The 10,491-nt window shown below is 69.9% G+C and carries 11 protein-coding genes, 1 tRNA gene and 1 pseudogene; 3 read left to right on the top strand and 10 right to left on the bottom strand.

What is annotated here, in order from left to right; all coding sequences use genetic code 11:
• Positions 1 to 95: 95 nt before the first annotated feature.
• From ABZW30_RS45150 to ABZW30_RS45140, 3 genes are all read right to left on the bottom strand, one after another.
• On the bottom strand, positions 96 to 329 hold the full coding sequence (locus ABZW30_RS45150; RefSeq protein WP_355677159.1) for a helix-turn-helix transcriptional regulator: 234 nt from the start codon (positions 327 to 329) through the stop codon (positions 96 to 98).
• A complete protein-coding gene (locus ABZW30_RS45145) occupies positions 329 to 916 on the bottom strand; it encodes a DUF2975 domain-containing protein (protein WP_355677158.1) in 588 nt (195 codons plus the stop codon). The genes ABZW30_RS45150 and ABZW30_RS45145 overlap by 1 nt, the downstream gene beginning before the upstream one ends.
• Before the next feature lie 303 nt (positions 917 to 1,219).
• Positions 1,220 to 1,405, bottom strand: coding sequence for an NUDIX domain-containing protein (locus ABZW30_RS45140; protein WP_355677157.1), 186 nt, complete (start codon positions 1,403 to 1,405; stop codon positions 1,220 to 1,222).
• Between the two features lie 277 nt (positions 1,406 to 1,682).
• On the opposite strand from ABZW30_RS45140, the gene ABZW30_RS45135 reads away from it, so the two are divergent.
• Positions 1,683 to 1,756, top strand: a tRNA-Met gene (locus ABZW30_RS45135).
• Between the two features lie 264 nt (positions 1,757 to 2,020).
• Here ABZW30_RS45135 and ABZW30_RS45130 read toward each other — a convergent pair.
• The 3 genes and pseudogenes from ABZW30_RS45130 to ABZW30_RS45120 all read right to left on the bottom strand — a co-directional run.
• The gene (locus ABZW30_RS45130; protein ID WP_355677156.1) at positions 2,021 to 2,242 is read right to left on the bottom strand and encodes a hypothetical protein; all 222 of its coding nucleotides are present in this window, start codon (positions 2,240 to 2,242) and stop codon (positions 2,021 to 2,023) included.
• Positions 2,239 to 2,736, bottom strand: a complete 498-nt coding sequence (locus ABZW30_RS45125) for a cupin domain-containing protein (RefSeq protein ID WP_355677155.1) — start codon at positions 2,734 to 2,736, stop codon at positions 2,239 to 2,241. Before ABZW30_RS45125 ends, ABZW30_RS45130 begins: the two co-directional genes overlap by 4 nt.
• Positions 2,737 to 2,830: 94 nt before the next feature.
• Positions 2,831 to 3,232, bottom strand: a pseudogene (locus ABZW30_RS45120) (substrate-binding domain-containing protein); the annotation flags it as partial.
• Between the two features lie 234 nt (positions 3,233 to 3,466).
• On the opposite strand from ABZW30_RS45120, the gene ABZW30_RS45115 reads away from it, so the two are divergent.
• Positions 3,467 to 7,804 carry a bifunctional nitrate reductase/sulfite reductase flavoprotein subunit alpha gene (locus tag ABZW30_RS45115; RefSeq protein WP_355677154.1) on the top strand — a complete coding sequence of 1,446 codons (4,338 nt, stop codon included), beginning with the start codon at positions 3,467 to 3,469 and terminating at the stop codon, positions 7,802 to 7,804.
• Between the two features lie 66 nt (positions 7,805 to 7,870).
• Here the strand turns inward: ABZW30_RS45115 and ABZW30_RS45110 are convergent, their stop codons facing one another.
• Positions 7,871 to 8,239: a gamma-glutamylcyclotransferase family protein gene (locus ABZW30_RS45110; protein ID WP_355677153.1), complete on the bottom strand. Its 369-nt coding sequence runs from the start codon at positions 8,237 to 8,239 to the stop codon at positions 7,871 to 7,873.
• Positions 8,240 to 8,367: 128 nt separating this feature from the next.
• The gene (locus tag ABZW30_RS45105; RefSeq protein WP_355677152.1) at positions 8,368 to 8,808 is read right to left on the bottom strand and encodes a TOBE domain-containing protein; all 441 of its coding nucleotides are present in this window, start codon (positions 8,806 to 8,808) and stop codon (positions 8,368 to 8,370) included.
• Positions 8,809 to 8,811: 3 nt separating this feature from the next.
• On the opposite strand from ABZW30_RS45105, the gene ABZW30_RS45100 reads away from it, so the two are divergent.
• Complete coding sequence (locus tag ABZW30_RS45100; RefSeq protein WP_355677151.1) at positions 8,812 to 9,294, top strand: Tn3 family transposase; 483 nt, start codon at positions 8,812 to 8,814, stop codon at positions 9,292 to 9,294.
• On the opposite strand, the gene ABZW30_RS45095 is transcribed toward ABZW30_RS45100, so the two are convergent.
• Positions 9,248 to 9,811: a GNAT family N-acetyltransferase gene (locus ABZW30_RS45095; RefSeq protein ID WP_355677150.1), complete on the bottom strand. Its 564-nt coding sequence runs from the start codon at positions 9,809 to 9,811 to the stop codon at positions 9,248 to 9,250. The two genes, ABZW30_RS45100 and ABZW30_RS45095, sit on opposite strands and share 47 nt — an antisense overlap.
• Before the next feature lie 39 nt (positions 9,812 to 9,850).
• A complete protein-coding gene (locus ABZW30_RS45090) occupies positions 9,851 to 10,246 on the bottom strand; it encodes a hypothetical protein (RefSeq protein ID WP_355677149.1) in 396 nt (131 codons plus the stop codon).
• Positions 10,247 to 10,491: the final 245 nt, after the last annotated feature.

Below are 10,491 nucleotides of genomic sequence, written 5' to 3'. Positions count from 1 at the left end.
GAGCTCCAGATCCTTCTGGCGACCTGGGCCGGTGCCTGCCCCACCTGTCATCGAGACATACCCACACGAAAACAGACCTGACCAAGCCCTACTAGCTAGGCCGACTCGGCGGGGTCGTGGGTGATCAGGTCTCCTGGCTGACACTGGAGGACATCGCAGATCCTCGACAGGGTCGAGAAGCGGATGGCCTTGGCCCGCCCGTTCTTGAGTACGGACAGGTTGACGACGGTGATGCCCACCTGCGCGGACAGTTCGGTGAGTGTCATGCCGCGCTCGGCGAGGAGCTGGTCGAGGTGGATCCGGATCGCGTGGAGTTCCTCTTCGGGCATCAGATGGTCCCTTCGAGGTCCTCTCGCATTCGCACGCCGTCGCGCATGATCTTCCCCATGATCACTGCGGCGAGGCCAGCGAGGACGAGCACCTGAGGCCCGGCGACCGTCGACCCAGAACCCGCGACCGGTGCCATGCTCCCGACGAGCCAGGACTGCGACCAGCCGACGACGAGGCCGGCCAGCGGCGTACCAGCGGCGACGAACCAGCCGAGAACGGAAAGCCGTTGCGACACCGCGTCGGTGAACGGTCCCTGCAGCAGGACGGCCTTTAGCAGCCGGGAGAAGAGCAGCAGCGCGAGGGAACCGAACAGCAGCCAGGGCAGTTCGCCCCCGAGGTCGGCGGCGCGCTGACCCACGGAGGGGTTGTCCTGGCAGAGGCGCATGGCACTGCTGGACGCATTCAAGCCCTTGCCCATCGGCAGGCTCTCCGGCGCCAGTGTGGCATTGCGCCAGAAGTCTGTCTGTACGCAGACCGCCCCGTTGTCGAGCATATGCGTGCCCCCCTTGCCGATGAAGGTGAGCCCGCAGAGCGCCGCCAGTGCAAAAGTCACCGAGGCCAGGATCCTCGTGAGTCGGGTGTTCACCGCATGCCTTCCCATCGATTATCGATATGCCCAGACTAGAGGGGCATATCGATAATCGACAAGTCAGTGGCCATCGGCGAGGATGCCCCGGCGGGCTGGGGGGCCGGCTTCCACCTGGGATCGGCCGATGTGTGCGTTCGGGCCTCTCAGCGAGTAGGCGGCCGCGACGCCCTGTGGCTCCGGCTTGGGAGCCCGAGCCTGCGCCGGCTCGGTCCGTGTCACGAGCGGGCGGCCCCGGCCCTCGGCCGAGTGCGAAGCCAAGTGGGGAACGCGAGCACGCCCGGGGAAAATCACGGAGCCCCATCACTGGTCGGGCACAGCGGCGATGTCGAGGCCGAACTCCTCGCGCAGCTCCCGGCGCAGCCCCACCGGCGGTTCCTCGCAGTCCTCGATCAGGCCGCCGGGCAGCGAGTACTGCGGCCCAGCGGGGCGCTGACGACGGACCAGGCACACCCGGCCGTCATGGACCGGCACCGCGCACACCCGCATGCGGACCGGTCCGTCGCCGTGCCGCTGCCCGGCGTCGCCGAGGTAAATGCTCGAACTGCTCGCCCCCTATACCAGCCACCGCCACCGCGTCTGCAAACTCATCGCCCTGACCGGCAGCCGAGCACCCCGTTTCGGCCCCGGCTGGCTCCCAACGACCACCGAGACCGCTGACCCCCGGTCCCCGGCCAGCGCCTTGCCCCGGACCATCTGACGAACGCACCACCGAGAAACACGGTAGGGAGCGCTCTACCGGATGCCGTAGAGTAAAGGCCACCGACGCGGGGTGGAGCAGCTCGGTAGCTCGCTGGGCTCATAACCCAGAGGTCGCAGGTTCAAATCCTGTCCCCGCTACGAACGTGAAGGCCCGGCTTCCGCCGGGCCTTCACTGTGTCCGGAGCCGTGCGGCTCGCCCCCTACCCCCCTTCGCCAGCCCCCGCCACCAGGCCGGCCGGCTCATCGGCCCCACCGGAAGCTGGGCACCGCGCTTCGGACCTTGGCCCGCGTCGGTCTCCGGCCGGTCACCGCCGCCCTGATCGCCGAACCGTCTGACGCGACCGGTCGGCGCTCACCGGCGGCGGCCCATAGGGCCGGCCGCCGGCTTCGGGGCCGATGGTGTCAGGGCTTCCCTTTGGCCAGGCGGTGGGCGGTGGGTGAAGGGGCCGAGAGCACCTGCGCGGTGATGCCCTGACGGTCCATGAACTCCATTGCCGCCTCCGGGCTCCAGGAGGGGATGGGAATGCCGCCGTCGAAGCTGGTCAGTCCGGCGGCCGCGGCGGCCCTGAGGTAGGCATCGGGCAGGAAGTGGGCGTGCACGTCGATGCGGGTGGCGGCGGTCATGATGGGCTGCTCAGTGGTCTGCTCCACTCTTCTGCGTCTTGTGCCCATGGGGTTGCTTCTTCTGCTTGGTAGGGCCGCTGCTCCGCCGAGGCATGGCGGAGCAGCGGGTGTTTCGTTGGCCGTGTCGGTTCACTGGGCCCACGGCGGGGGGAACGTCGCGTCGCCGACCGTGTCATTCCGGCCGAGGTGACCGCGGTGAGTGTCGCGGGGTGTTCGGTGCAGGCGTTGCGGATCTGCAGCTGCGTGCCGGCGGGGACGATGATCGCGTCACCGTTCCCCGCGTTGACCTCCCGTCCTGCGATGGTGGCTGAGACCTTGCCGCTGGCGACCACGAAGACCTCCTCGCGATCCATCGAGTGCGCCTCGCTGGCCGCTCCCGGGGCGATCTCCAGCGCCCAGATCGCGAGTTCCACGCTCCCACGGGAGGGCACGGCCAGTGGGCGGAAGGTGAAGCCGTCGCGGTCGAACACCTTGGCGTCGGCAATGGTCGACAAGGGAACCGGGTCGGCCCGGTTCCCCGCTGCCAGGTGGCGCCGCGCCCCGGCACGGGGGTGTGCCGGGGTGGGGTGTGGCCGTGTCGGCGGGTGGTCAGGGGCTGAGGAAGCCGACGTCCGTGAGGACCTTCTGACTGCCGGGGGACTGCACCAGGGCGACGAAGGCCTTGGCCCCGGTGCTGTTGGGGGCGTGGGTGTCCTGTTCGTAGCTGACGGGAGTGACCTGCACGTTGCCGGCTGCCAAGACCTTCTGGGCTGCGGCTCCGCACGGGACCTCCTTGGTGCACAGGACGACCTCTAGGCGGGGCTGGGCGAGATCCTGCAGTGAGGCGATGTGCTTGGGGTTCCCGGGTGCGGTGGCGATCTCCAGCTGGTCGCGGACGAAGGTGGTCGGGGTGCCGACCGCGTCGCCCTTGTCGGTGACGGTCTTCATGGTGGCCGGGCCGGCGGCCGCGAAGACGTCCGCCGGGGCGCCGTTCACGATGCCGGCGCGCGCCCCGGAGGCACCGCGATCAACGGCCGTCCCGCCCTCTCCGCCGCACCCGCAGCCAGGCGCTCACAGACGGGCGCAGCACGCAGTGCGGCCGGGTTAACTCCCCGTACCCACAGGCCGTAACGGCCCGTTAATGCGGTCTTCCTAGGGTGCTGATCGTGGGAACCTCCCACCGCCCGCCGTGCCACGCCCCGTGTGCGCCTGGTGGGGACTGTGGCCCCGGGGGAAGGAGTCTCAGTGACGACGCCAGGCTCGAAGGCCGACGCTGTGCGGACGGTCTGCTCGTACTGCGGCGTCGGCTGCGGGATCGTTCTGGAGATCGGCCGGGACGCCGCCACCGGGCGGCGCAGCGCGAAGAAGACCTCGGGCGACAAGCAGCATCCGACGAACTTCGGGCGGCTGTGCACGAAGGGCTCGACCAGCGCCGACATGATGGCCGCCGACGGGCGGGCCTCCACGGCACTGATCCGCACCGAGCGCGGCGCCGAGCCCGCCGCGGCGGACGTCGACACGGCGATAACCGCGGTCGCCGGGCGGCTGCGCGCGATCCTGGACGAGCACGGTCCGGACGCCCTGTCCTTCTACGTCTCCGGGCAGATGTCGCTGGAGGCGCAGTACCTCGCCAACAAGCTCGCCAAGGGCTTCGTGGGGACGAACCAGATCGAGTCCAACTCCCGCCTGTGCATGGCGTCCGCCGGCGCCGGCTACAAGCTGTCGCTCGGCGCGGACGGCCCGCCCGGCTCGTACCAGGACTTCGACCGGGCGGACGCGTTCTTCGTGATCGGCGCCAACATGGCGGACTGCCACCCGATCCTCTTCCTGCGGATGATGGACCGGGTCAAGTCCACCGGGGCGAAGCTCATCGTCGTCGACCCGCGCCGCAACGCCACCGCCGACAAGGCCGACCTCTTTCTCCAGATCAAGCCGGGCACCGACCTCGCGCTGCTCAACGGCCTGCTGTACCTGCTGGTCGAGAACGGCCACACCGACCCGGAGTTCATCGCCGAGCACACCGACGGCTGGGACGCCATGCCCGGCTTCCTCATGGACTACCCGCCGGCGAAGGTTGCCCAGATCACCGGTATCCCGGAGACCGACATCCGGCAGGCCGCGCAGTGGATCGGCGAGGCCGGCGAGTGGATGAGCTGCTGGACGATGGGCCTCAACCAGTCCACCCACGGCACCTGGAACACCAACGCCCTGGTCAACCTGCACCTGGTGACCGGTGCGATTTGCCGCCCCGGCTCGGGCCCCTTCTCGTTGACCGGCCAGCCGAACGCGATGGGTGGCCGCGAGATGGGCTACATGGGGCCCGGCCTGCCCGGCCAGCGCTCGGTCCTCGTCGACGCCGAGCGGGCGTTCATCGAGGACCTGTGGGGCGTCGAGGCGGGCACGCTGCGGACCGAGGTCGGCCGCGGCACGGTCGAGATGTTCGAGCAGATGGCCGCCGGTGACATCAAGGCGTGCTGGATCATCTGCACCAACCCTGTCGCCTCGGTCGCCAACCGCAAGACCGTCATCGCCGGCCTGGAGGCCGCCGAACTGGTCATCGCCCAGGACGTGTTCGCCGAGACCGAGACCAACGCGTACGCGGACGTCGTGCTGCCCGCCACGCTGTGGGCGGAGTCCGACGGCATCCTGATCAACTCGGAGCGCAACCTCACCCTCGTCCAAGGGGTCGTCGACCCGCCCGGCCAGGCGCTGCCCGACTGGCGGCTCATCGCCCGGGTCGCCTGCGAGATGGGCTTCGCCGACGCCTTCACCTACACGAGCGCCGAGGACGTCTTCGAGGAGCTCAAGCGGGCCTGGAACCCGAAGACCGGATGGGACCTGCGCGGCGTCAGCTACCAGCGCCTGCGCGAGACCCCGGTGCAGTGGCCGGCACCGACCCCGGACGGAAGCGACCGCAACCCGATCCGCTACCTCAACGACGGCATCAGCCAGACCCTGCTGGAGCGCGCGGACGGCACGCGGCCGCGGCTCGTCTTCCCGACCGCGAACGGTCGCGCCCAGTTCTTCCCCCGGCCGCACCTGCCCGCCGCCGAACTTCCCGACGACGACTACCCGTTCGTCCTCAACACCGGCCGCCTCCAGCACCAGTGGCACACCCTCACCAAGACCGGCAAGGTCGCCAAGCTCAACAAGCTCAACCCGGGCCCCTTCGTCGAACTCCACCCCGACGACGCCGCCGCGATGGACGCCCAGGACGGCGACCACATCGAGGTCGCCTCCCGCCGCGGCCGCGCCGTCCTGCCGGCCGTCGTCACCGACCGCGTCCGCCCCGGGAACTGCTTCGCCCCCTTCCACTGGAACGACCTCTTCGGCGAGTACCTCAGCATCAACGCCGTCACCAACGACGCCATCGATCCGATCTCCTTCCAGCCCGAGTTCAAGGCCTGCGCCGTGGCGATGCGCGTCGTGCCCGCGCCCGCACCCAAGGAGACCGTCCCCGTGCCGGCCACCACCGCCCCGGTCACCCCGCCGCAGCAGCCGCAGAACCTGCCCGTCCTGCTGCAAGCGGCCGCCGCGGCCCCCGCGCTGGCCGCAACCGGCGCCCTGTCCGCTGCCGTCCCTGCCCTCGCCGCACTGCTCGGCATCGCCGACCTCACCCCGCCGGCCCTCGCCGAGCCGGAGCGCCGCTACCTGTCCGGATACCTCTCCGGAGTCGCACTCGCCCCGCCCGTCGGGGTCCCGGTGCTACCCGCGAACGCGCCCTTCGACCCGGGGACGGCGCTGTGGGTCGACGGCGTGCTGGCCGGCATGTTCTCCCGGACCGCCGTCCCCGCCGCGCTCACCCCCGGGACTGTCGCGCTCCTCTCCCCAGACCCGACCGCCGGTCTCGTCGCCGCCGCCCCGGCTCGGAACCTGCTCGTCCTGTGGGCCTCGCAGACCGGCAACGCCGAGGAGTACGCCGCCGGCGCCGCCGCCCGCCTGGCCGAGGCCGGCCGCGCCCCGACCCTGATCGCCATGGCCGACACCACCCCCCAGCAGCTCACCTCCGGCACCGACCTGCTGATCGTCACCAGCACCTTCGGTGACGGCGACGCCCCTGACAACGGCGCCGACTTCTGGCGGGCGCTGGCCGACGAAGGCGCGACCCGGCTGGAGGGTGTGCGGTTCTCCGTCCTGGCGTTCGGCGACTCCACCTACGACGACTTCTGCGGCCATGGCCGCCGCGTAGATGAGCGCCTCGCCGAACTCGGAGCCACCCGCCTGCACCCTCGCACCGACTGCGAACCCGACTACGACGAGCTTGCCGCGCAGTGGCTCGACGAGGTCACCGGAGCGCTCGCCAGTGCCGCTGAGCGGAAGCCCGCGCCGGCCCCGGCCGCCACGGCGAACACAGGGGCAACGCCCGCAGCCGCGTTCTCCGCCACGGCGGTGACCGCGACCGTCCCGGCCGCCACCACGGCGCCCGCCGTACTCCCCGCGACCCCGCCCGCTGCACCCGCCGCCTATTCGAAGACAGCTCCGTTCGCGACTCTCCTGATCGGCAACCGGGTGCTGAGCCTGCCCGGATCGCAGAAGGAGGTCCGGCAGTTCGCCTTCGACACCCGCGGCGGCGAACTCGCCTACGAGGCCGGCGACGCCCTCGGCGTGTGGCCCGCCAACGGGTCCGCGCTCGTCGCCGAGTGGCTGGCGCTCACCGGTCTAGACCCCGACGAGAGCGTCGCCCTGCCCGGCGGCGACGACCTGCCCCTCGGAGAGGCGTTGCGGACCCGCCTCGACATCGCCCGCATCACCCCGGACCTGCTCAGGTTCACAGCCGAACGCACCGGTGACCGCGACCTCAAGTGGCTGCTGCGACCCGACAACAAGGGCGAACTGGCGAAGTGGAGCTGGGGCCGGCAGGCCGCGGACGTCATCGGCGCGTTCCCCGTGCGGGCCTCCGCCGCCGAATGGGCGGGTGTGCTCAAGCGCCTTCAGCCCCGCCTGTACTCCATCTCCTCCAGCCCGCTGGCACACCCGAGCGAGGTGCGTCTCACAGTGTCCGTGGTCCGCTACACCAACGACCTCGGCCGCGATCGCAAGGGCGTCTGCTCCGCCTACCTCGCGGACTGCGCCGACGACGGCCCGGTACCGGTGTTCGTCCAGCGCTCCCCGTACTTCCGGCCGCCCGCCACCCCCGCCACCCCGATGATCATGGTGGGTCCGGGGACCGGCGTCGCGCCGTTCATCGGCTTCCTGGAGGACCGGCAGGCCCGCGGCCACACCGGCCCGAACTGGCTGTTCTTCGGTGAGCAGCGCGAAGCCACCGACTTCTACTACCGCGAGGAGCTGGAGGCGTACCGGGCCTCCGGCCACCTGGGCCGCCTCGACGTCGCCTTCTCGCGCGACCAGCGCAACAAGATCTACGTCCAGGACCGGATGCGCGAGCACGGCGCGCGCCTGTGGCGGTGGCTCCAGGACAGCGCCCATTTCTATGTCTGCGGCGACGCCGGCCGGATGGCTAAGGACGTCGACCGGGCCCTGCGAGAGATCGTCGCCACCCACGGCGGTATGGACGGGGAGACGGCCGCCGCGTACGTCCGCCGGCTCGCAGACGACAAACGCTATGTCCGCGACGTCTACTGACTCCAAGGTGCCGGCCGTGTCGCGTGGCCGACGGCGGGGACGGGACTGCGGCCGTCGCTGCGGGTATCAGCTCCCGGTGGAGCTGTACGCGGCGGAGAGGTAGACCCACGCCTTGGTGCCGGAGGCGAGCACCACCTCGTGGCGGGCGTAGTCGTCGACCTCGTAGTCGTCCGCGGCGGCGAGTTCCTCGTCGGTGATCGCGAAGACCGTGCCGTTGACGGCGTCTCCCGGCTCGGCCGACGGCAGCACCAGGGGATGCCGGTCGGTGCCGCTGGCGGCGATCACTTCCGGTTCGGTGATCTCGATCATGGTCAGTCGGAATCCGGGAAGGGCGTCGGGCTGCCCGTCCAGCAGCCGGCCGAAGCTGCTGAGCTGTACCTGCTCCAACTGAAGTGTGCCGTAGGAGAAGAGACGCTGAGTAGCCGTTCCGGCCATGGGGCGGGACCTCCGGTTGCACGGGCGATGCCCCGATCCTAGCCACCCCCGGAGGTGGCGGGTCCGCCCGGGGCGGCAGCCGGCCCCGGCGTTCGCCGGGCCGCCGCGGACGGCGGCGGGGTCGCGGCTCACGCGGTGGCGAGCGAGACCTCCGTCGACTTGATCAGGGCGACGACCGACGCGCCCTCGGTCAGGTTCAGGTCGGCGCAGGCGTCGGCGGTGATGACGGCGGTCAGCTCCCCGGCGGCCACGGTGACCTTCACACCGGCCATGGCACCGCCGACGGAGACCGCGGCGACAGTGCCGGGGAGCCGGTTGCGGATGCTCAGGCCCTCCACAGGGGCGGTGGCCAGCGCGACCTCGGTGGACTTCACCAAGGCCCGGACGGGGCTGCCCTCGTGCAGGCCGAGGTCCTTGACCGCGTCCCTGGTCACGGCGGCGGTCAGCTCCTGGCCAGCGTCCAGCCGCACCTTCACCGTCGCCATGACCTCGCCCTCGGCCACCGACGTCACGAGATCCTGGGCAACGCCACCGACCTGCCGATCACCGAGCACGCCACGGACACGCATGGCGTGACCCTGGTCAACTTCTCTCTGTTCGACCTGGTGGGCAAGCAGCTCTCGCCGCGCATCCGCGACCTGGGCAAGATCACGCTGTACCGGACGGGCGCCAAGGCCGACTACGAGGACCGCTTCCCCACCGCCGGGCCGCTGCTGACGAAGAAGGCCAACCTCGATCTGGTCGCCGACCACTGGGACGACCTGCTGCGCCTCGCGGGGTCGCTGAAGTACGGGCACGCCACCGCCTCTCTGATCGTCGGCAAGCTCTCCGCCTCCTCCCGGCAGAACGCGCTTGCCGCCGCGCTGAAGGAGTATGGGGCCATTCGCCGCACGATCTACGCCGCCATTCTGTGGAATCAGGTTTGTCAAGCTCCTGCCGCACGAGGAGAGGCTGGCTCTCGGGGAGTGACGAGACTTGCCGTGCGGCAGGAGGACTGTTCAGCTGGGATCAATCTGCTTGTTGATCAGCCTCGGTCTGGGCCATCTCGGCGGTGATCGCCCAGCGTTCGTGGTCTCTCCATGCGCCATTGATGAACTGGAAGGCGGGCGAGTAGCCCTCTCGCTGGAACCCCAGTCGCTTGACGAGGTTCAACGAGGGCGTGTTATCCGGCTGGATGTTCGCTTCCAGACGGTGGAGCCCCAGCTCTCCGAAGGCGACTTGCATGACGAGTCTGAGCCCCTCGGTCATATAACCGCGGCCGGTCGTCGGAACGTAAGCGGTATACCCCAGGGTTCCGCTCTGGATCGTGCCCCGGATCATGTTATTGATGTTGACGCCGCCCACAATCGCGCCCGTGTTCTGCAAGCAGATGACGAAGCCTTCATGAACGGGCTGCTCAAGTCGAGCGAGGTAACTCTCGAAGGCCTCCACTGTGTTTTCGCGAGCTGACAGCCACCGATTGAGCATCTCAGCGCTCTCTTCGGCCAACGTTGTGAGCTCTTCGTAGTCCTGGCGACAGACATGGCGGATGGCCACGCGTGGGCCCTGGGCAAGGTACTCAGTGGAATGCATCCGAGGATCCTACGCAGGCGCGAATCAGCGGGCGGGCCGTCACTCGGCGGGTACTCCTTGATTTACGGCGACGATCGGCAGGAGCGTCGCCGTTGCCGGAGCGCCGATTTGGCGGGGTGTCGTCCCGGCCGGCGTGGGGACGTCGATCAGCCGTTCCAGCAGCTGGTCGAGCGCGGCCTGGCCGTCGTCGACGGCGGCGCGTTCCTCGTCGCTGAGCGGGACGCTCGCCAGCATGCGCTGGAGGTTGTCCTTGGCCTCCAGGAGCTGGCCCTTGCTGGAAGCCTTGGGGGTGTAGAAGTCACAGCGGGCGCACGCCATGCGGTGCAGGCACTGCTCGAAGAAGGTGTAGGTGCAGTACCCGTGGCCGAGGTCGTAGTACTGCCACGGCTCACCTGACGCGGCCGCTCCGGAGGTGACCGCGTCCCGGTCGACCAAGACCTCGATGGTGCGGACGTTGCGCTCGAAGTACCCGGCGTCGCTGTATGCCTTGACCAGCTTGTTCGGGCTGATCTTGACGTAATGCTGAGTCGTTTCCGGCGAACGGTGTCCGAGCCAGGCCTGGAGCTCGAACTGAACCGCCCCGGGTTTGAGCTGCTCTGGCTTTCGTGGGGTCCCTGATGTCTGGGTTTGTTACGATCCAGGCGTAAGGAGAACCACGAGCAGTGCCAGCACCACGTAAG

This window comes from Kitasatospora sp. NPDC004669, assembly GCF_040609455.1.
Lineage (GTDB): Bacteria > Actinomycetota > Actinomycetes > Streptomycetales > Streptomycetaceae > Kitasatospora.
Note: the sequence above shows the minus strand (reverse complement) of the source record. Positions and strands in the feature narration are given on the sequence as shown.